The sequence below is a fragment of the Algoriphagus confluentis genome (genome assembly GCF_036245625.1).
In the GTDB taxonomy this organism is placed as follows: Bacteria; Bacteroidota; Bacteroidia; order Cytophagales; family Cyclobacteriaceae; genus Algoriphagus; species Algoriphagus confluentis.
In genome coordinates, this window is record NZ_BTPD01000002.1 from 425,969 (window position 1) to 447,588 (window position 21,620).

The 21,620-nt window shown below is 45.0% G+C and carries 20 protein-coding genes; 12 read left to right on the forward strand and 8 right to left on the reverse strand.

What is annotated here, in order from left to right; all coding sequences use genetic code 11:
• Nucleotides 1-95: 95 nt before the first annotated feature.
• The 3 genes from mdh to tilS form a co-directional block, all read right to left on the reverse strand.
• The gene (gene mdh / locus AAA943_RS04545; protein ID WP_338223043.1) at nt 96-1,031 is read right to left on the reverse strand and encodes a malate dehydrogenase; all 936 of its coding nucleotides are present in this window, start codon (nt 1,029-1,031) and stop codon (nt 96-98) included.
• A 144-nt stretch (nt 1,032-1,175) separates the two neighbouring features.
• A complete protein-coding gene (locus AAA943_RS04550) occupies nt 1,176-1,691 on the reverse strand; it encodes a Crp/Fnr family transcriptional regulator (protein ID WP_338223044.1) in 516 nt (171 codons plus the stop codon).
• 3 nt (nt 1,692-1,694) lie between these two features.
• Nucleotides 1,695-3,014 (reverse strand): tRNA lysidine(34) synthetase TilS, encoded by a 1,320-nt coding sequence (gene tilS / locus AAA943_RS04555; protein ID WP_338223045.1) that lies wholly within the window; start codon nt 3,012-3,014, stop codon nt 1,695-1,697.
• A gap of 116 nt (nt 3,015-3,130) precedes the next feature.
• On the opposite strand from tilS, the gene AAA943_RS04560 reads away from it, so the two are divergent.
• From AAA943_RS04560 to AAA943_RS04605, 10 genes are all read left to right on the forward strand, one after another.
• Nucleotides 3,131-4,783 carry an OstA-like protein gene (locus AAA943_RS04560; RefSeq protein ID WP_338223046.1) on the forward strand — a complete coding sequence of 551 codons (1,653 nt, stop codon included), beginning with the start codon at nt 3,131-3,133 and terminating at the stop codon, nt 4,781-4,783.
• Nucleotides 4,784-4,960: 177 nt separating this feature from the next.
• Nucleotides 4,961-5,671: a T9SS type A sorting domain-containing protein gene (locus AAA943_RS04565; protein ID WP_338223047.1), complete on the forward strand. Its 711-nt coding sequence runs from the start codon at nt 4,961-4,963 to the stop codon at nt 5,669-5,671.
• A 71-nt stretch (nt 5,672-5,742) separates the two neighbouring features.
• Nucleotides 5,743-6,627, forward strand: coding sequence for an outer membrane protein assembly factor BamD (locus AAA943_RS04570; protein ID WP_338223048.1), 885 nt, complete (start codon nt 5,743-5,745; stop codon nt 6,625-6,627).
• A gap of 25 nt (nt 6,628-6,652) precedes the next feature.
• Entirely contained in the window at nt 6,653-6,964 is a 312-nt protein-coding gene (locus tag AAA943_RS04575) for a DNA-directed RNA polymerase subunit omega (protein ID WP_338223049.1), read from the forward strand.
• 5 nt (nt 6,965-6,969) lie between these two features.
• Nucleotides 6,970-8,178 carry a bifunctional phosphopantothenoylcysteine decarboxylase/phosphopantothenate--cysteine ligase CoaBC gene (coaBC, locus tag AAA943_RS04580; protein ID WP_338223050.1) on the forward strand — a complete coding sequence of 403 codons (1,209 nt, stop codon included), beginning with the start codon at nt 6,970-6,972 and terminating at the stop codon, nt 8,176-8,178.
• A gap of 28 nt (nt 8,179-8,206) precedes the next feature.
• On the forward strand, nt 8,207-9,109 hold the full coding sequence (porD, locus tag AAA943_RS04585; RefSeq protein WP_338223051.1) for a type IX secretion system protein PorD: 903 nt from the start codon (nt 8,207-8,209) through the stop codon (nt 9,107-9,109).
• A 36-nt stretch (nt 9,110-9,145) separates the two neighbouring features.
• Nucleotides 9,146-10,798: a DNA repair protein RecN gene (recN, locus tag AAA943_RS04590; protein WP_338223052.1), complete on the forward strand. Its 1,653-nt coding sequence runs from the start codon at nt 9,146-9,148 to the stop codon at nt 10,796-10,798.
• A gap of 63 nt (nt 10,799-10,861) precedes the next feature.
• Nucleotides 10,862-11,677, forward strand: a complete 816-nt coding sequence (locus tag AAA943_RS04595) for an enoyl-ACP reductase FabI (protein WP_338223053.1) — start codon at nt 10,862-10,864, stop codon at nt 11,675-11,677.
• Nucleotides 11,678-11,809: 132 nt separating this feature from the next.
• A complete protein-coding gene (locus tag AAA943_RS04600) occupies nt 11,810-13,402 on the forward strand; it encodes an amidohydrolase family protein (protein ID WP_338223054.1) in 1,593 nt (530 codons plus the stop codon).
• Between the two features lie 94 nt (nt 13,403-13,496).
• On the forward strand, nt 13,497-14,297 hold the full coding sequence (locus AAA943_RS04605; protein WP_338223055.1) for an alpha/beta fold hydrolase: 801 nt from the start codon (nt 13,497-13,499) through the stop codon (nt 14,295-14,297).
• A 21-nt stretch (nt 14,298-14,318) separates the two neighbouring features.
• Here AAA943_RS04605 and AAA943_RS04610 read toward each other — a convergent pair whose 3' ends face one another.
• The 5 genes from AAA943_RS04610 to AAA943_RS04630 form a co-directional block, all read right to left on the reverse strand.
• On the reverse strand, nt 14,319-15,182 hold the full coding sequence (locus tag AAA943_RS04610) for a glycoside hydrolase family 16 protein (protein ID WP_338223056.1): 864 nt from the start codon (nt 15,180-15,182) through the stop codon (nt 14,319-14,321).
• 73 nt (nt 15,183-15,255) lie between these two features.
• On the reverse strand, nt 15,256-16,662 hold the full coding sequence (locus tag AAA943_RS04615) for a hypothetical protein (protein WP_338223057.1): 1,407 nt from the start codon (nt 16,660-16,662) through the stop codon (nt 15,256-15,258).
• Between the two features lie 717 nt (nt 16,663-17,379).
• Nucleotides 17,380-18,060: a hypothetical protein gene (locus AAA943_RS04620; RefSeq protein ID WP_338223058.1), complete on the reverse strand. Its 681-nt coding sequence runs from the start codon at nt 18,058-18,060 to the stop codon at nt 17,380-17,382.
• A gap of 17 nt (nt 18,061-18,077) precedes the next feature.
• A complete protein-coding gene (locus tag AAA943_RS04625) occupies nt 18,078-19,418 on the reverse strand; it encodes an OmpA family protein (RefSeq protein ID WP_338223059.1) in 1,341 nt (446 codons plus the stop codon).
• A gap of 78 nt (nt 19,419-19,496) precedes the next feature.
• Nucleotides 19,497-20,360, reverse strand: a complete 864-nt coding sequence (locus AAA943_RS04630) for an AraC family transcriptional regulator (protein WP_338223060.1) — start codon at nt 20,358-20,360, stop codon at nt 19,497-19,499.
• 139 nt (nt 20,361-20,499) lie between these two features.
• Between AAA943_RS04630 and AAA943_RS04635 the strand changes: the two genes are divergently transcribed.
• Together AAA943_RS04635 and AAA943_RS04640 are read left to right on the forward strand one after the other, a co-directional pair.
• A complete protein-coding gene (locus AAA943_RS04635; protein ID WP_338223061.1) occupies nt 20,500-20,952 on the forward strand; it encodes a MarR family winged helix-turn-helix transcriptional regulator in 453 nt (150 codons plus the stop codon).
• Nucleotides 20,953-21,027: 75 nt separating this feature from the next.
• Nucleotides 21,028-21,555: a YceI family protein gene (locus AAA943_RS04640; RefSeq protein WP_338223062.1), complete on the forward strand. Its 528-nt coding sequence runs from the start codon at nt 21,028-21,030 to the stop codon at nt 21,553-21,555.
• The last annotated feature ends 65 nt before the right edge of the window (nt 21,556-21,620 follow it).

Genomic DNA, 21,620 nt, shown 5'->3' on the forward strand with positions numbered 1-21,620 from the left:
AATGATGGGTGAATGAATTTCGAGTTTACAAAAAAGACCCAAGAATTCCCCATAATGGAGCATATTCTTGGGTCTGATTTTATTCAGAAATGGGATTACTTAGCCAGCTTGTCCAGGACATTCATCACTTCTTTCACGTGGCCTCTTGAAGTTTCCAAAAGTGCCTTTTCCTCCTCGTTCAAGTCCAGCTCTATGACTTTTTCGATTCCGTTTTTGCCAAGGATTACCGGTACGCCCAAGTAGCAATCGTCGATTCCGTATTCTCCATCCAACTTGATACAAACCGGGAATACCCTTCTTTGATTCTTCAGGATGGCTTCTACCATTTGTGCCGCTGCCGAACCCGGAGCATACCAAGCAGAAGTCCCCATCAGTTTTACGAGTTCCCCTCCACCAAACTTGGTTCTTTCAATGATTGCATCCAGCTTGTCTTTGGCGACCAATTCGGTGACAGGAATACCTGCTACGGTCGTATATCTGGGAAGTGGCACCATGGTATCTCCATGGCCTCCCATAAGGATCGCCTGAATCTCTTTTCCTGATACGTTGAGTTCGTCCGCTAGAAATGCTCTGTACCGTGCTGTGTCAAGAATACCAGCCATACCCATTACCTTGGTGCGTGGAAGGCCAGAAGTCAGGTGAGCCTGATAGGTCATCACATCGAGTGGGTTGGAAACCACAATGATGATGGCATCAGGGGAATATTTGATCACATTTTCGGTTACGGATTTCACAATTCCTGCATTGGTTTCGATCAGGTCATCGCGAGTCATTCCGGGTTTTCTAGGAAGTCCGGAAGTGATTACGACCACATCCGAATTGGCTGTTTTGCTGTAATCTGCGGTGCTGCCGACTGTTTTGCTGTCGTATTGATTGATCGGAGCCTTTTGCCAAATGTCGAGTGCTTTTCCTTCAGCCACTCCCTCTTTGATATCTACCAAAACAATCTCCTCGGCTATTTCCCGATAGGCTAAAACATCGGCACAGGTGGCACCTACGTTACCTGCACCTACTACAGTTACTTTGCTCATGATTTTATCTGTTTTTTTTTGAATGAATGCCTTGAAAAGCGGCGCTAAGATATTAAACAACGGCAAGGAATTGAAGCCTGTTTCAGAATACTTTGGCGGAAGGCGAGGAATTTTGATGAATGAAAACAGGGCCGGATAAACCGCTTATTCGAACATCTGTCTGAGGCTGAAAAACCCAAATGATTCCCGATAAGAACGAAACAACCGCTGATTATTGGCATTGTAATATTCAGCCAGAGAAGTCATCATTTTGGCTTTGATTTTTGGATTGCTGTCAAAAATCTCCTGGATCGCAAAATGAGGGATGACGATCAGTTGAGCTTCATCGGAGGCAATTATTGCAGTATAGGTCCTTTTGGCATTTTGGATCAGTGAGTTCTCTCCAAACGCCTCCCCTTTGCCCAGTTCCATTATCGTCTCAAAATTGTCCTTGATATCGATCGTCAGCACGATAGAACCTTTTTTGATCAAATACATGGCTTGGCTGGGGTCTTTGCTGAAAAAGACTACCTCGTCTTTCACATATTTTCGGTGGTGGAGGGTGGGAAGAAATCTTGCCAATTCCTTTTGCCTCAGCCGTTCAAAAAATTTGATTCCCTGAAGAAACTCAAACATTTGAATTTCCTCGGGTTCATAGGTTTTGGAAAAAGGATTGCGCATAATTCAGTTTTTTTTGAAGTAGATCACTTTTCGTGTAGAAGGTCCTCGTTTGGCCCATTCGGCGATTCGAAAACCCAAAACCCAGGCTATTTTTCCACCCGAAACCATCACTTTCACGTGTTGTTTTTTTATCAAAGGTACTTTGGAATCAATCAGGAAATCCGAGATTTTCTTTTCTGAATTCATTCCCAAAGGCATAAACCGATCTCCCTCCTGCCAGGGTCTGATTACCAAGGGGAATTCCAGCAAATCCGCGTCCAACTGAGCGTTTTCGGAAGAAAAATCCATAGGGATTGTGGATAATGTCTCCGAAATCAGGTAGTGGCCTTCAGGAAGTTGGATTTCGGATATACCCCTCTCAATAGATTTTACGAAAAACTCTTTCGGCTTTGAGGCCAGGTAGATTCCGTCTCTGTCCAGATTGACCCAATGGCTGGGGCTGTAAAAGCCTTTGCCCGAATGGGGCTCTTGTAGGGAAGAAAAAATCTGATAGACCTGATCGGGCTGAAACCCATAGGGCCTCAGCCAGAAGTAAAGAAGACTCCCACCTCCCGCCTGATACTGTAGGGAGGAGTAGGGGAGAAAGGACCAATCTTCGGCAACCTGCACATGAGCGGATTTCCAGTCTTCAAAAAGCCCGGAAAAGGCTTTTCCCGTATCCTTAACCCGGGAAAAACTCGTCAGCAGGTTTTTTCTCGCATCATCGGCTACCGCATACAGTGCCGGAAGTACTTCCAGTCTTAGCTTGTTTCTTTTGTAGTCCGCTTTGGTATTGGAGCTGTCCTCTCTCCATTCAAGTTGGTTGAGCTTGGCATATAGGAGCAGCTCATTTTTCGAAAAAGTGAGCAGGGGGCGGATGAGCCAGCCTTTTTTTTCAGCCATCCCATAAATTCCCTCGATCCCGGTACCCCGGAGCAGGTTCAGAACTACGGTCTCCAGCTGATCATCCTCATGATGGGCCAAAAAGATCCCATGAAGGTGGTTTTGAGACCTGATTTTTTCAAAAAAATCATAGCGTATTTCCCTCGCGGCCATTTGTATGGAAATGCCTTTTTGCTTTGCCAGTTGGTGAGTGGCTCCATGGTGAAGGTGAAATGGGACTCCCCATGCGTTAGCAAGTGCAGCTGCAAAGGTTGCATCTTGATCGCTTTCTTCTCCCCTTAGTCCAAAATTCACATGGGCAAGTTCAAAGTGGATTCCCGATTTCCAGAGCAGGTGGGCAAGACAGACACTGTCCACCCCTCCGCTAAAGCCAAGCAGGTAGTGCTCATCCTTTTTCAAGTCAAGCCTGGGGAGAATTTCGGAGGTAAATTGGTCCAACATCGATCAAAAATAGGGTTTTATTTGGATTGGGAGAAGGTAGGGCACTTGGTAATTTGTTTGGTTTTTAACCTGATTTATGAGCCTCAAAGCGATCGGTCTGCCGGTTTGTACTAATTTTGTCCCGCACCATTGACGATATGATCCGAATCTCCTTTTTGTTTATCCTCTTGTCGCTTGTAGGTTTTTCCGGACAAAAACTCCTCGCTCAGCAAGGGTCCACCCTGGAGATCAATCAGGCAGATGTGCTGATCGGGGCCAGCGGTTTTGAACGCCTGGTCGGAAATGTGAAAATGAAGCATCAAAACTCGCTGATTTCCTGTGATTCCGCCCATTTTTTCCGCTCAGAAAATATGGCCAGGCTCTTTGGAAATGTGCAAATCAAAGATGTGGAAGATCCTATCGTCACCAATAGCCGATATGCGGAGTACGATGGAAACACCAAAATAGCCAAGTTGAGGAATAAGGTTGTTTTCACAAATCAAGAGACCACTTTGACTACGGAGTTTTTGGATTACAATCGGGAGACCAATGTGGCCACGTACTTCAACGACGGGAAAGTGGTGGATTCAGTCAATGTCCTGACCAGCAAAAGGGGAATCTATGAGATCAACTATGAGAGAATCACCTTCCTCGAAGATGTAGTATTGGTAAACCCAGACTACACAATGAAAACCGGAAACTTGGTGTACCTGACCATCCCAAAGACAGCAGAGACCCTTGGCCTTACCAATCTGATTTCCAAAGAAGGAAATACCCTCGATGCCCAAAAAGGAAGCTTCTACGATACACAAAATAAGCAATTTCGGTTTTTTGACGGGATCGTGGAGACAGAAGACAGCAGAGTCAAGGCCATGGAATTGTTCTATGATGAAAATCTGGCTTATTACGAAGGAAAAGAGGATGTTCGTGTATTAAACAAAGAGCAACAGACTGAGGTCTTTGGGGATGAGGGGAAATACTGGGAAGACAGAAAATACAGCCTGGTTTATGGAAAAAGTCTGGTCAGAAGGTATTTTGAGAAAGACACCCTTTTCATGACTGCGGATACTTTGATTTCCCAAGACAGTGAGGCAGATACTGCCAAGTACCTCCTGGCTTTCAAATCGATCAAACTTTACAAAACAGACCTCTCAGGGCTCGCCGATTCCCTGCTGTACAATTATTCGGATTCCTCTATACAGCTGTTTCAAAATCCGGTTTTATGGAATCAAAAAAGTCAGATTTCTGCAGACAGCATGGTTTTTTACATCGCCAATGAAAACCTGGACCGGGTAAAAATGAAAGACAAGGCATTTGCCATCATGACCGATACCCTTTTTAATTTCAATCAGATGAAAGGACGTGAGATGGATGGCAAATTTTTGGAAGGTCAGATTCAAACCTTGGAAGTCTATGGCAACGCTGAATCATTATACTTCGCCTTGGAAGCAGACACGGTAAACCAGGGAATCAACAAGATTCTAAGTGCTTCTATCAAAATGGACTTTGAAGACGGGGCGGTACGGAGGGCAAATTTCTCGGTAAGGCCCGATGGGAAATTCACGCCTGTGCAGTTGATCACAGAAGAAAATTCCCGCTTGGATGGGTTTCAATGGCGGATCGAGGAAAAACCAACCAAGGAAACCATCGATGCCTGGAGAAAAGTCGAAGAGATCGATCCTCAGCAAAAAAATCTTTTCAATGAGCCGGATGTGAGACTGCTCATGCCTACTGAAGAAGAAATACAAAATCAACTCAAAAAATCGGGCTTGGAACCTTCAAAATTGTAGTTTGTTTTTATGACTGCAGTGCTATGAGCAAGTGAAGATTTTTTTTCCTGCATAAGTAAAAAAGGTTAACAACAATTAACCGTGAATTTTATTGTATTGGCAACCTAAAAGTTATTTTTGTACGTATATTAATAGACTCAATTAACCTAAGTGCAGACTTATTGATTAGAACTTTACATGAAACTCCTGCTTAAATTTTTTCTGTCCATTTTTTTGGCACTGCCTATGGTGTCTTTGGGGCAAGATGTGCAGGTCCTGAGTGAGGGTTTGGATTTTAGAGGGGCGATTGGGAGTAGTCAAAGAAAGACGGTCCTCCTTCAAAACACCTCCAACCAAGCAAAAACTTACATTCTAAAGAGCCTCCGCGGAAGCGTAGGGTCCTCTCAAAAGGTAAGAGTTTGTATCGGAGAACAATGCTTTGACCCAAGAAGAGATCTGGCAAAAATCAATTTAAAACTTCAGCCCGGAGAGATTCTCACGGACCTTTATCTGGAATTTGAAACGGGTATCGTGGAGACTAGAGGGAGTTTTGATCTTTTATTTGTCAACATAGAAAATTTAAGAGACAATTTTATCGTTGAAGCCAAGTATGAAGTGGAGGCCGAAGTAGCCAATGACTTCTTTCACAAAGACATCCAAATCAGTGAAATTTACCCCAACCCCAGCAATCGGGTTGCTCAATTGGACTATGAAATCATCAATCCCAAATCCAAGGCTAAAATATCCATCAACAGTTTCATCGGTAATCCCATTGCCGAATACGAATTGGATCCTACCCGGAGTTCTTTGGTGATCAATGTTGCCGATTTTCAACCCGGAGTTTACTTCTACACCCTTTTTGTGGACAACAAAAACGTGGTCACCAAAAAGTTGCAAGTGAAGAAGTAAGGCGTTCTAGCTTGGAATATCCCCTTGAATCTCAATAATTATCCCGTATATTTGCGGTCTTGTAAATCAGCATGCAGTACAAATCCATCCTTTTCCTGTTTTTCCTAGTCCTACTTGCCTCTTGTGGTCCATTCAACAAACTGGAGAAAAGTACCAATTGGGAAGAATTATACAATGGTGCCAACCGCTACTACCAAGAAGGCGAGTACAACAAAGCAATTATCCTTTACGAAAAAGTACTCCCGGTAATCAAAGGCTCGGAAAAAGCCGAAATGGCGGAATACAACTATGCCAACTGTCATTTTAAAACCAAAAGGTACATCGAATCAGCCGGGTATTTCAATAACTTCTTCAGGACCTACAACAGAAGCCCATTGGCTGAAGAGGCCTTGTTTATGCATGCCTATTCGCTCTATCTAGATGCTCCTGACTACAACCTTGACCAGCAAAGCAGCAGGGAAGCAGTGGCTGCAATCCAGCAGTTTGTGACCCGATTTCCAGGCTCTGCGAGCTACGAGAGAGCAATGGAAATGCTCAATGATCTGGAAAAAAGATTCGAAAAGAAATCCTATAGCGAGGCCATGATGTATTACCGCCTGAAGGACGGGCTTTTTCCGGGTGATTTCTATCGCGCCTGCATCATCAATTTCCAAAACTTCATCAAAGACTATCCTGAAAGTCAGCACAACGAAGAGCTCGCTGTCAAACTGGTAGAAGTAGCCTATGGCTATGCTGAAAACAGCGCTTTCGATAAGAAAGAAGAAAGATTGAATGATGCGATTAGATTCGCAGGCAATTTCTACCGGAGATATCCCAACAGCGGGTTTACTACCGAGGTAAAGAAATTTGAATCCGAAGCCAGAAAGGAATACGAAGCGCACATGAAGCTAAAAGCAGAATACAACGAAAGACAGGCACTTCAAAACTCTGCTCAAGTGACTTCCAAAGAAAATTAATTACTGAAAATTTAAATTTATAGATATGGCAATCAATCCATCCATCATTACCCGAGACTTGGATAAAGTAGCAGAACCAACCGGTAACATCTACGAATCCATTCATATCATTGGGCAGCGAGCCAAGCAGATTTCCAGCAACCTCAAGGAAGAGCTGAACAATAAGCTTTCTGAGTTTGCGTCTACAGTCGATAACCTTGAGGAGGTTTTCGAAAACAAAGAACAAATCGAAATCTCCAAATTCTACGAGCGTATGCCTAAGCCTTCCACCTTGGCGATGGAAGAATTCGCCGAAGGAAAGGTCTATCACAGATTTCCGGATCAAGGACAGGAGTAGGTATTATGAGCTTAAAAGGAAAGCGGATTCTTTTGGGCGTGACAGGCAGCATAGCTGCTTACAAGTCTGCCCTATTGACCCGCCTTCTGATCAAATCAGGGGCAGAAGTGCAAATCATTACGAGCGCTTCTGCCCTTGATTTTATTACCCCCTTGACTTTGGCCACCCTTTCCAAAAAGCCTGTTCTGAGTGAGTTTTCGGATAAAAAGTCAGGAGAATGGAATAATCACGTGGAATTGGGACTTTGGGCAGATCTTTTTATCGTAGCCCCGCTAAGTGCCAATACTCTGGCCAAGTTTGCTCATGGGATTTGTGACAATCTGTTGAGTGCCACCTACCTTTCGGCACGCTGTCCGGTGATGGTGGCTCCAGCCATGGACTTGGATATGTACCAGCATCCAGCTGTACAGTCGAATCTAAGGAGCCTGCAGTCTTTTGGGAATCAGGTGCTGGAAGCTGAGTCGGGAGAACTGGCCAGCGGGCTATCCGGGCAGGGAAGAATGATGGAGCCTGAGCATATTCTGGAGCAAGTAGTTTTATTTTTTCAACGCAAAAAGGATTTTTCCGGCAAAAAAATCCTCGTTACCATGGGACCTACTCAGGAGGCCCTTGATCCGGTAAGGTTTATCAGCAACCATTCCAGCGGAAAAATGGGCCTTGCTCTCGCCAGGGCTTTTGCCGAAAGAGGGGCTGAGGTTCATGTGGTCTCTGGTCCTGTGGCATTGGACCTCTCGCAGGATCAATTTTCTGTCACCCGGGTACATTCGGCCAGAGATATGCATGAGGCAAGTCAAGCCTTGCATCCTCAGATGGATATCTGTGTTTTCACTGCTGCTGTGGCAGATTATGCTCCAGCCCAAGTGGCTGAAGAAAAGATCAAGAAGAAGGATTTGGCGATTACCTTGGATTTGGTGAAGAATGTAGATATCGCCAAAGAATTGGGGAAAACAAAACGTTCCGGTCAGCTTCATGTTGGTTTTGCCTTGGAGACCGAAAACGAAGAGGAAAACGCCAGGGCCAAATTGGACAAGAAAAATTTCGATCTGATCGTTCTCAATTCTGCCAGGGAAGAAGGTGCCGGTTTTCGGCATGATACCAACAAAGTCCGGATTTTTCACAAGGATGGGAAAGAGTTCAAATCAGGTCTTCTTCCTAAATCACAGATTGCCGAACTGATTCTGGATCAAATCAAAACGATTCCGGTTTGGGTTTGAGCAATGGAATTTTGCTAAGTTTAAATCCATGAAGCGAACCACCCTTTTATTTCTCTTTTGGCTTGCTGCTTTTCGGCTCTCCGCCCAAGAGTTAAATTTTACAGTACTCATCAACAGCGATCGTTCCCGGTTTCAAAACACGGACATCTTTTCCCAGATGAAGACTAATTTTGAACAGTTTTTGAATGGGAGGTCCTGGACAGATGACGAGTTTAGACCTGAGGAGCGCATCAAAGGAAACTTGCTGATTACCATCAATGATGTACCTCAAGTCGGAATTTATAGTGCCACGGTACAAGTGCAGGTGGTCCGGCCCGTTTACGGGACCAATTATGAATCCTTGCTTTTTAATTTTGCAGATAGGAGCTGGAATTTTGAATATATCGAATCCCAACCTCTGGAATTCAACCGTTTTTCCTTTTTAAACAACATCAGTTCACTCCTCGCCTTTTATGCCTACATCTCTCTGGGGATAGACTATGATTCCTTTTCCAATCGGGGAGGCAATCCTTATTTTGAGATCGCCAACGAAATTGTCAACAATGCCCAACAATCCGGTAGACCGGGCTGGGTACAAAATCCCAACGACCGCAGAAGCAGATACTGGCTGATCAACGATATTTTTGTTTCGCCGGTGTACTCTCCGATTCGGGACGCCTATTACCTCTATCATCGTCAAGGGATGGATTTGATCCAGATCGATGAAGAAAAAGCCTATTCCAATATTCTGGAGGCGATACGTCTGGTAGCTCAGGCTAATAAACTTCAGCCCAATGGGATTTTTACGATCAGCTTCATGGATGCCAAAGGCGATGAAATTTCCCAAGTCCTGAAAAATGCCCCTTTCGAAATCCGGGACGAGGCCGTAAAACTTTTGCTGGAAGTGGATCCGAACAATGCCAAAAAGTACAACGAACTGCTGAGAAGCTAGCCCTGATTTTTTAGCTTTGCCCTGAGTAATCCAATCATGCTACAATCCCTTCAGATATCCAATTATGCCCTTATCGATGAGCTGATAATGCAGCCCAGCCCTGGCCTCAATATGATTACCGGAGAGACTGGGGCAGGCAAATCCATTATGCTGGGCGCTGTGGGATTGCTGCTGGGTAATCGGGCGGATACCAAGGTTTTGCTTTTCGAGGATAAAAAATGCGTGGTCGAAGGGGTGTTTGACCTTCGGGAATATGGCCTTCGGGATTTTTTCGAAGAGCAACAGCTGGACTACCAGGATTTCTGCATCATCCGAAGGGAAATCAGCCCAAGTGGCAAATCCCGATCTTTTGTCAATGATACTCCCGTACTTCTGGAAGTGCTGAGAGAGCTGGGTTCCAAGCTGATGGATGTGCATTCTCAGCATGACACCTTGCTTTTGGCAGAGGGTACTTACCAATTGGGCCTAGTAGATGCCTATTCGGCGGCTGCTGAAGATTTCAAGGTCTATCAGCAGGCCTACAGAGGCTATAGAATGGCAAGGAAGAGTTTTGAAGAGTTGAAGAAAAAAGCGTTTGATCTTCAGAAAGAAGCCGATTTCAATCAGTTTCAGTTGGATGAGCTGAGTGTACTAAGTCTGAAGTCAGGAGAACAGAGCGAACTGGAGTCTGCCCAGGAGCTATTGGAAAATGCAGAAGAAATCAAGCTTAGAATCAATGAAATGTTGGTCCTTTTTCAGGATGAGCAGTTTGGGGTTCTTCAGGGGATGGCTCAAATCCAGCAGGGGATGCAAGCTTTAGAGCGCTTGGCCCACAAGTTTGGCTCATTGAAGGAACGGTTTCAATCCGTACTTATCGAGTTGAAAGACTTGGTAGAAAGCTTGGGAGAGGAGGAAAATCAAGTGGAGGTGGATTTTGAAAAATTGGATGAAATCCGGGATCGTTTGAGTAAAATCTACCAACTTCAAAAAAAACATGGAGTAGGTACTGTGGAGGAGTTGATGGCGATCGAAGCTCAGCTTGCGGATCAAGTGTTCCAGTTTCAAAATCTGGATGAAAGTCTAGCTCAGGCAGAAAAGATATTTGCCGCGGCAGAGAAAACTCTTTTGGAATCGGGAAGAAAGCTCAGCACCACGCGAAGGTCTTGTTTTGAGGATTTTCAAGCCTCCCTTGAAAGTCTGCTTTCCGGCTTGGGGATGGAAAATGCCCAAATCCGTATCGAGTCCAAGGAGATTAACCCAGGTCCAACCGGAATGGATGAGGTAGAGATTTTGTTTTCGGCGAACAAAGGAAGTCAACCTCAAGCGATGAGGAAAGTCGCCTCAGGAGGAGAGTTTTCCCGTTTGCTTTTTGCCATCAAATACCTCATGGCGGACAAGATGTCGTTGCCTACTTTGATTTTTGATGAGATCGATACCGGAATTTCAGGAGAAGTGGCTTTACAGATGGTAAAAATGATGAAGGAGATTGCCCAAAAACACCAAGTCATTTGCATCACCCACCTACCCCAAGTGGCAGCTAAAGGAGAATTGCATTATTTTGTTTTCAAAGACAATTCCTCGGACAAAACCCTGTCCAAAATCAAACTTTTGAGTCAAGAAGAGCGAGTTCAGGAGCTAGCTAAGATGATCGCCGGATCGAGTCCTTCCCAAGCTGCTGTGGAGAGCGCCAAAGAGCTATTGGCTGGGTAGCGGCACAAATGGCAAATTTTAGCTATTTTTGTCTGAATTTTTGAACCAACCCAATAAAGAAATATGCCAGAAAACTTGCTCAAAGGGAAAGTAGGGATCATCACAGGTGCACTGGATGAAAATTCCATTGCTTGGAAAACCGCCCTCAAAGTCAAAGAACAGGGAGGGAAGTTTGTCCTCACCAATGCTCCAATAGCCATGAGAATGGGAGCCATCAAAGAATTGGCCGAAGAATGCAATACCATTGTAATTCCTGCAGATGCGACTTTGGTAGAAGACCTTGAGAAGCTCTACACCGAGGCTAAGGAATTTTTGGGGAGTGATTTTGACTTTCTGCTTCACTCCATCGGTATGTCACCAAATATCCGGAAAGGAAGGTCTTACGGAGATCTCAATTACGACTGGGCAATGAAATCCTACGATGTGTCTGCGATTTCCTTTCACAAGATGATGCATATCGCAGAGAAAATGGATTTGATGAAAGAGTGGGGGTCAATTATTGGTCTATCCTACATCGCGGCGCAACGGGTCTATCCTTTTTATACGGATATGGCAGATGCCAAAGCCTTGCTAGAAAGTATCGCAAGAGGCTATGGGTATCGGTTTGGCAAGCTGAAAAAGGTGAGAGTGAATACCATTTCCCAATCACCTACCAAAACGACCGCCGGGACAGGCATTGGAGGCTTCGACTCCTTTTTCAATTTTGCGGAAGCACTTTCTCCACTGGGAAATGCCTCTGCAGATGCATGTGCCGACTACATTGTCACCCTATTTTCCGATTTGACAAGAATGGTGACCATGCAGAATCTATTCCATGACGGAGGATATTCTTTCACCGGGATTTCAGAAGAAATTATGGACAAGTTCAAGGATATGTAATCCTGGTTTAATCTTACCAAGGCCCCGTTGGATTCTGTATCCGGCGGGGCTTTTTCCTTTGCCCTTGTCCCAAACCGATTTTTTGATTTCCCATTTTGGAGTATCTTATCCTCCCAAAGAAACCACCTGACTATGCTCAAGAAATTTACTTTAACACTGATTGCAGGGGTAGGAATTGCCGTCTCGGTGATTGCCCAGATTATGCCTGCGCCTGAGCGCGCAGAAGGAGAGGGGCCCTATGACAGACTGATTATCCGTGGAGTGACGATGATTGACGGAACCGGGGCACCTCCCATCGGTCCGGTAGATATTGTAGTGGAAAAAAACCGGATCACCCAGATTCAAGTAGTAGGCTACCCGGGTTTGCCGATCAATGATAATCGACGACCCAAAGCGGACCAAAATACCCAAGTTTTGGAAATGGAGGGCCATTATCTTCTTCCGGGGCTGGTGGATATGCATGGGCATATCGGAGGAAGCGGACAAGGAACTCCCGCTGAATATGTATTCAAGCTTTGGATGGCCCATGGGATCACCACTATCCGGGACCCATCCGCTGGCAATGGATTGGCTTGGGTATTGGACCAAAAGAAAAAATCGACTGCAAATCAGATCACGGCACCTAGAATTTTGGCTTATACTTCTTTTGGACAGGGAGCAGAAAAAGCGATCACCACAGCGGAACAGGCCAAAGCATGGGTAAACGAAAATAAAGCCAAAGGCGCGGATGGAATCAAATTTTTCGGTGCGAATCCGGAAGTGATGCAGGCTGCTATTTCGGAAAACAAGCGTATCGGTCTGCGTTCTGCTATGCACCATCAACAGATGGATGTGGCTCGTTGGAATGTGCTGAATTCGGCCAGGGCAGGGCTAACCTCCATGGAGCATTGGTATGGCTTACCAGAGGCCTTGTTTCAGGATCGTACTGTTCAGGATTTCAGGCTGGATTACAATTACCAAAACGAGCAGCATCGATTTGGAGAGGCTGGTAAGCTTTGGAAGCAGGCAGCTCCTCCCTATTCTGAGCATTGGAATAAGGTGATGAATGAGCTCTTGGAGTTGGATTTTACCCTCGACCCGACATTCAATATCTATGAAGCCAACCGTGACTTGATGCGGGCAAGGACTCAGGAATGGCATGAAGTGTACACTTTGCCCTCTTTGTGGAGATTTTATGCACCAAGCCGGCAGTCCCATGGATCTTATTGGTTTGACTGGACCACGGAAGAAGAGGTACAATGGAAGGAAAATTACAGACTTTGGATGACGTTTGTCAATGAATACAAAAACCGAGGCGGACGGGTGACTGCCGGTTCGGATTCTGGGTTTATCTACCAGTTGTATGGCTTTGCTTATATCCGAGAGCTGGAATTGCTTCGAGAGGCAGGTTTTCATCCCTTGGAAGTGATCCGAAGCGCCACCTTGTACGGGGCTCAGGCCTTGGGAATGGAAAAGGAAATCGGTTCTGTGGAAGTGGGGAAGTTGGCAGATTTTGTGATTTTGGAAGAAAACCCCCTCCAAAACCTTAAAGTCCTTTACGGAACCGGTTCAATTCGGATTGATGATAACAATCAGCCCGTGCGGGTAGGAGGAGTGAAATACACGGTAAAAGATGGGATAGTTTATGATGCCAAGCAACTTTTGGAAGATGTAAAGCAACTTGTGGACGAGCATAAAGCACGGGAAAATGCCCGGCTGAAGCAACCCGGTCTGGATTGGGAGTAAAAGTTTTGAAAAAATTATTGAAATGAGAATGGGGAGGTCTGCAGTCCTTTCCATTTTCTTTTTAACTTATCCATACAACCCAAAATCTAGAGAAATGCCTTTTATCGAAGCCAATGGAGTAAAGCTTTTTTATGAAGAACGGGGAAAATCACCGGATACCTTGGTGTTTTCGCATGGTCTATTGTGGAGCCATAAAATGTTTTCCTCCCAAATAGAGCAGTTTTCCAAATCTTATCGAGTGATCGCCTATGACCATCGTGGACAAGGCCAAAGTGAATCCAAGGGGCCTTATGATATGGACACTATCGCCTCGGATGCTGCAGCGCTCATTGAAAATCTCGGGTTGGGGAAAGTCCATTTTGCCGGACTGTCCATGGGGGGATTTGTGGGGATGCGACTGGCCGCAAGAAGGCCTGACTTGATCAAGAGTTTGATTTTAATGGAGACGAGTGCCAATGCCGAACCTGTGGAGAATCTTCCCAAATACAAGACGCTAAACGGGATAGTAAAATGGCTGGGTGTCATTCCCCCGGTAGCGAGTAAAGTCATGCCTATTATGTTTGCTGAATCCTGGCTGACCAACCCATCCAACACCGCTGAGATCAAGCATTGGAAAAAGGAACTTATGGCCAATAAAAAGTCAATTACCGGACCGGTAGAGGGTGTAATCTACAGGAAAGGAGTGGAGGACGAATTGAGCAAAATTACCTGTCCTACCTTAATTATGGTAGGCGATGAGGATGTAGCCACTAAGCCTGAAAAAGCAAAATTTATTCAGATGGGGATAGGCAATGCCACACTTCATCGGATTCCCGGAGCAGGCCACAGCAGCTGTATCGAAAAACCTGAAGTAGTCAATCAATTACTGGCTGATTGGTTGAAAGCAAATCCATAAAAAAAGCCCCGAAGGGCTTCTTTAGTTTTTCTGGAACACTCTTACGTAGTCTACGATCATATGCTGAGGAAATGTAGTGGAGCTATCCGGCGAACCGGGCCAGTCTCCCCCTACCGCGACATTGAAGATGAAAAAGAAGCTTCTCCGAAATTCATCCAACTGCTCGGGAGTCGTGTCGATCTCGTGGTATTGCTTGTTGTCAATCAACCAGCGGATGGATGTGGCATCCCACTCGATAGAGTACACATGGAATTGATCTGCTAAAGTGCCCGAGGTAAGGGAGTATTCCCCGCCAAATTGAGCCCGATTTCCATCATGTTGCCAGTGTACCGTACCATGGACTGTTTTTTCCCTTCCCTGGCCTCCGATCATTTCCATGATGTCGATTTCTCCACAGGCAGGCCATCCTACCGTTCTGAAGTTTGCCCCCAGCATCCAAAGAGCCGGCCAAAGGCCTTGCCCTTTGGGCATTACCGCACGGATATCAATTCTCCCGTATCTAAACTGTTTTTTGTTTTCTGTAATGATCCGAGAGGAAGTGTACTCACTTCCGGAAAAAGATTCTTTCTTGGCAGTGATGATCAAATGCCCTCTTTCAACAGAGGTATTTTGAGACCGATAATGCTGGAGTTCGTTATTTCCCCATCCATTTTGTCCTCTTCCGGTCTCATGGGTCCAGGAGGAGAGGTCCAAGCTATTTCCATTAAATTCATCCTCCCATACCAAGGTCATTCCTGGATAGGAGGCTGGGGATGTAAATCCCGTAGTGGGAATAAATACCTCCGAGGAATCTGGAGTACCGGTACCGGGAGAATCATCTTCTGAAGAGCACCCGACAAAGCCAAAAAGCAAAACTGGCAGAAAATAAAGAACGAATTTTTTCATGGATTTTGGATTTATATACTACCAAGAAGGTCTGCTCAATAGGAAGCCCCGTCTAGGTAGGTGAAGTAACTTTTTATTCGGAAATGAGTTTGAAAGTCCACCAAACTCCAGTGCCAGTTTCAATGTAAAGGGTCATCTTTTTCACCCCTCCGGATTCTGTGAGACTGACCACCTTGTATGTAACATTGTCCGGGACTTCCACATTGGGTAGCTCTCCTGCATTAACTGCTTTTGGCAAAGCCACATGTGCCCCTGCACCGATCAGGGTAAGAGAACTTCCGTCAAAGGTGTAGCTGTAGGTTCCACTGCCATCATGAGGGGCTACGGGGGCGCCGCAGGCATCAGCCGCAACTCCCTGCCAAGCTTCAAGCCATGTTTGATCTCCCATTTCATAGGAGAAGCTCCCGTCTGCACCAAAGGTGTATACATCATCAAAGAAGCAGGCTCTGGTAGTCACGTCAGTAGCGGAATTGGCAAACCACTCCGTGCTTCCTTCGGTTGGGCCTACTCCGAATGAACCAGCAATGGGTTCCATTTTCCAATCTCCGACCAGCGATACCTCGTCTCCACCGGCTATTTCCCCTGAGATCATCTTGAAATCCCACCAAACACCAGAACCAGCCTCAATCCTTAAGGTCATTCTTCGGGTGTTGCCTTCTTGCACCGGATCGATTATGGTGTAGGTGATTTCATCCTGAGCTGGCACGCCATTGGAGATTTCGCCTGCATTGTGAACCTTGGCTAGACCAATAAATGCACCTTCACCACTGACAGTAAGCGTATTGCCAGTGTAGGAGTATTGGTAGGTACCCGAGCCATCAAAGGGAGCTACAGGGGTGCCACATTGGTCTGCTGCTACTCCTTGCCATGTTTCCAGCCACGTCTGCTCTCCCATATCTATGGTAAATGAGCCGTCAGCACCGAATGTATAGGTGTCATCATAAAAGCAGGCACGGGTAGCCACATCAGCTTGGGAAATGGAAAACCACTCTCCGTTGCCTGGTCCTGGACCTACAGCAAGCGATCCTGCGACAGGCTCGACCAACCAGGTTCCTGTGATGTCAAATGCAGGCCGTAAAGGTGCTACTGTAAAACTTCTCACTGTAGAGCTTGCGTTCCCATTGGTATCCCTTACCGTCAGGTCTAGGGTGTAATTTCCCGGCTCAAACCCCCCGGGGACTACAATTGTCACTGTAGCATTGTCACCGGTCAACACTTCAGAACCGGAAAAAATAACCGCTCCGCCTCGAATGAAATCATAATTGAGCGACTCCAAGGTGCTTATGGTGGATCCTTCTACGCCGTCAGATAAGACTACTTCCATTCGGAAGTCCTGTCCTTCTATCAAGCCGCTGGTGATCGGCCTCAGCGTAAGGGTAGGTGGCGTGTCCACCACAGGCGGGAATTCGTAATTGTCACAGCTCCAGATTCCGGATACCAGTGCCACGAGCAGAAATAATTTGGTAAATTGGGTTCTCATAAATCAGAATTTTTTCTTCTAATTTCCCAACAGATATAGGGACAGCCAAAGATCAGACTGCATCTTCATTTCATCAATCCTAAAAATCGACTACATCAAAAACTCATCACCTTTAAAAAAAATAAGGTTAGAGCAGTTCTAGAGAGGTTTTATTTAGGTGCCTACTTGTATTGGTTTTAGGGTTGCTATATGGGTATCAAGTCCGTTTTCGTGTAAATAGAATGAAGCAAGTGGTCGGCCTGCCGGGGGTATCTTGCTGTCAGGGCTTTTCGCTTGTTCAGGATAAGAAGGGAAAACTTGGGCAAATCGAGAGACAAAACAAAAAAGAGACGGTCCAATAAATTGTATCGTTGTCAGCCTGACCCATCCACTGTGCCACCAATGAAGCCTAGATTTTAAAGGTCGAGAATTGAGTCAGTCCAAGCACCTTTCCGATGAGAGTAGGGAAGTCCGAGGACTTTTGGACTGATAGACTCCCGTCTTTCAAGTGCTCAAGGTGACAATGATTTTACCCAAAGGCGAATGAGCAGTCACGTTCATTTTGTATGGTTGAAGAACATTGAAGACCGAGGGTGACTGGAGTCGAAGGCCATTTCCAGTTATCTGGAACCTATTTCAACTTCGAGACTCTCGTCTCTCAAGTGCTCAATATGACAAACTCTACTTTTGAGACAGTCTTTATTCCAGATTTTCACTAAATAATTTTCAAATATTTAGCTATTGAGCTGGAGCTAATTCTTCCAGTTTCACCCTTACAATACCATAGCTTTTGGGGTTTTGCCAATCACTATTGACCACAGCGGGTCCAATACTAATGATTTGTGGGGAAGGGATTTTGTTTGTGAACAGGAAATAAACTTCTTTTTTTCCTGGTTCAGGTTTCAAAAAATAGTTTGTACCACCTAGGGATACAAGGATCTCCCCATCTCTTGGAAATTGGGAAGGGTTTTCTAATTCTATGGTAAATCGAAAATCTTTTTCTACGACCATAGAAGTGATAATAAACATATTGAGTGCCTGAAAAATCCTCCGGTTGTTGAGTTCGCTTGTTAAAATTGGGGTGACGAAAAATGCGTTTTTTGTATAATTCCCCGAGAAGCTAAGGTCCATGCCCGGTGTAATTGGTTTTAATGGAGTAATTTCCCATGATTTGGTGCGGTTTCGTTCGATATCTTCGGGGTTCAATTGAATCTTTGGAATGGAGCTAAGGGAATTGTCCAGTTTGATCGATTGGATTTGTTGAAGGGTAGTTTTGCTTAGCGCCTGCTTTGGAGCATTGGATAAATTCACTCCACTTTTGATCGCGGAATTGCTGGGGACTTTAGTCGTAAACTGAGCTATGGAGCATATCGGAGATAAAATCAATGCAAAGGCGATAATTTTAGAAATCAGTTTCATTTTTAAAGGGTTTTAGGTTAAAATTTCTTGAATTCCACTCTTCGATTGGCTGCTTTCTCCGCTGATGTGGAATTAGAATTCAGAGGTTCAGACTCTCCTTTGCCAAGGGTTTGTAGCCTGCTTGGCGTAATTCCGAATTTCTCCTGAAGGTAATTTGCGACTGAAACCGCCCTCTTTTCAGAAAGGATTTGATTGTTGTTTTCATCCCCATCGCTGTCTGTATGGCCAATGATTTGGATTCGAAGGAATTCATCCTCTTTGAGTACATTTCCCAATTGATCCAGAAATTCAAAAGAAGAGGGTTGGAGTTGGTCAGAGGCAGTCTGAAATAGAATGGCAGTGGTGCTGAAACCTTCAGCTCTCAAAAGCTTAGATCGAAGATCTTCTCCTTCCTCTGTAATCTTGAGATTGGCGATGGCTACAACCAGATTCTTTTGCAAATCCACTTCACGAACATAGAACTGGATGTATTTGCCGAGCTGATCCCCTGCCAGAGAGGGAATGTCTACGACTTTGGTTTCGTCGAGGAACAGCCGAACTCGCTTTCCGTTTTTCACGAGAGTGAAATGGATGATGTCATTCAGCTTCTCGGTGTAGTCGTATGGAATTTTATTGCTTATTTTGGAAGGCATGCCATAAGTCTCTACCAGAAAGTAGTCAGAGGCACCTTTGTACCAAAGTGGCATTTCGATTTCCGCTCCTTTTTTAGCCTTCGAAATAAGCGGTTCCTCGACTAGATGAATCCCAAATCTTAGCGCAGTGGTGCCTTTATACTCCAAATTGAAGGTGAAAAGATCAAACTCTACCGCATAGTTTTCAGGCAATTCCTTTGGAAGCATCGGGACAAAATATCCTGTACCTGAGGTCCGCAAGGCCTTGAAGTCATCTACCGTGATGATTTCGCCTCCCGAATTCGTTTCCCACTTGGCGGGAAAATCCCCGAGAGCATCTCTTTCGAAATAATCGGTATACATGACTTGTCCATTGGGAATAAACTGCCCTGCAATGGAAGCGGAAGGGTCGGGGTTCCCTGTGGCGGAAGCCTCCGGGCCTTGGCTCGATTGATTTTGTTTTTTGGAGGAGCCACTGTTTTGCCTGTCCTCCTGCATGTCTTCAGCTTGCTTTTTTTGGCCTTTTTTGGATTTGAAAATATTGGGTGCTTCCATCACGGTTTCAAAAGCTTCATCAGTCATTTGAGTGGTTTTTTCGTCCACCTTTCGCTCTACCGTCCTTTTCGCGGATTCTTCTGCAGTTTTTTTTAAGTCCTTGATGAACTTGGATTGAGCGGTAGCCTGCCAGGAAAAAAGGCAAATACAGCTAAAAAAAAGAAGTTTTTTAATGGAGTTTGAGGTTCTCATTAGATGCATTGGGTTAGTCAATTCAAACTCCATATTACCCCTGAGAAGGGAGAATGAAATGTAAAAACCCGCTAAATGCTATTTCGGGTTTTTGGCGGAGGCTTGGACCTGAGTGAGGTAAGGTTGATTTTCGACTAGCTCTTTTAAAAGTGCAAACTTTTCCAAGTGAAATTGACTGGGAGACTCCCCGCTGTAGACCCTGAAGTCTTTGAAAAAGTGGGAAGCATCGTAATAATTGAAAAATGAGGTGAGAAAGGGAAGATCTCTGGGTTCCTCGGCTCGGGTAAATTCTACAAAAATTGAATTGAACCGGGTTATTCGGGCATATTGCAGTGGGGAAACTCCCACCTGCTGCCTAAATAAATGCTGGAGATGCCGCTCACTGACGTGAAGCTGCTTACATAATTCCCTGGTACTGATGCATCCCTTTTCTTCGAAAATCAAATCCAAGGCATGGTCTACCAAAGTCTTGGTCAAATCCATTTGGGCTTGGAGTTCTTCAATTAATTCAGTTGCCAATCGGATTCTTTCCTCGAAGCTCTGGACTCCGGGGATCGTTTCCAATTTTTCGATTAGGTTTTGATCGAAGACCTGAGGTATGGGGGTGGGCTTATTGGAGAAAAGGTGGGCGGGTTTGCGGGTGAGTCTCCAAATGGCCATTGGCCGCAGTGCCACTCCGAAAATGTCGGCATCTTCCTGAAATACCTTTAGCCTGTAGCTCGTAGTCTGCTGCCCAATCAGGTAAATTCGGGGCAGCCTCCCTTGAAAAAAAGGCCAAGCACTGACTTCATATCTGCCTTGCAGATGGATGCCCAGGATTCCAGTTCCTGAGGGCATTAGTAATTCTCCATGCTGATCTTGAGGCATTGCATTTTGCCTCATTTGATAGAAAAAGGTGACTAGCGATGAAACTGATGCTGTGGGCAATGAAGAATGATACATCTTAGAGATGGATTGGATGCAGTCAATAAGAAAAATAGGGCTTTTTTTTAGGTTATGGCACTTTTTCGAAAGTTATTCAAAATAAGTAAACCTTTTCCTTAAATTAAATGTATATACATTAAATTCAAATGTATCAAAAATGGGAAAGATAGAAGATGCGATCCAGCAGAGGGAATTCAAAGATCCCTACAACAAGGCGGTGGTGAACCTCCTATATACGCATAGCTATCTGGTCACTGCCCAAAGTGCCCTGTTCAAACCCTGTGATATTTCTCCCGAGCAGTACAATGTGCTTCGGATTCTCAGAGGTCAAAATGGGCAACCAACGACCGTGTCCTCCATCCAAGACCGAATGTTGAACAAAATGTCCAATGCTTCACGATTGGTTGAAAAGTTGAAGACCAAAGGGATGGTCAGAAGGGAAGAGTGTCCTACCGACCGCAGACAAGTGGACGTAGTAATCACTGAAAAGGGAATACAGCTGCTTCAATCCTTGGAAAGGCAGGTAGAAATTGCCAATCGAGAATTTATCAATCTGGATAAAGATGAAGTAAACCAACTCAACTTTCTGCTGGATAAACTAAGAGGGTAAAAAATTTGTCCTTATAAGTGTATATACAAATAATGTTAAAACAATTTATTCAATCAATTTAAACCAATCAAAACAATGAGCACAACAAAATGGATTATTGACCCTACCCACTCAGAGGTATCTTTCAAAGTAAAACACCTGGTGATTTCTACCGTGACCGGCTATTTCAAAAAATTTGAAGGAAGTGCCGAGGTAGGTTCTGAGGATTTTGACGGAGCCAAAGTGGCCTTCACTGCTGATATCGACAGCATCGACACCAATCAGACCGATAGGGATAATCACCTAAAGTCAGCAGATTTCTTCGATTCAGCCAATCATCCTAAATTGAGCTTTGAAGGCACTCTTGCCAATGATGGCGGTGACTACACGCTGAAGGGTGATTTGACCATGAGAGGCACCACTAAAGCTATTGAACTCTCGGTTGACTTCGGAGGAGTAGTGGGAGATCCCTATGGACAAACTAAGGCAGGATTTGAAATTGAAGGCAAGCTGAACAGAAAAGATTTTGGTCTTTCTTGGTCAGCTATTACCGAAGCAGGAAGCGTAGTAGTCAGCGACCAGGTTCGATTGATCCTCAGCGTACAGTTGGTGAAGCAAGCATAACAAACCTTTGAGGTTTATGATTCATACCCCGAAGGTTGCTTAAACCCTCGGGGTTTTGTTTACCC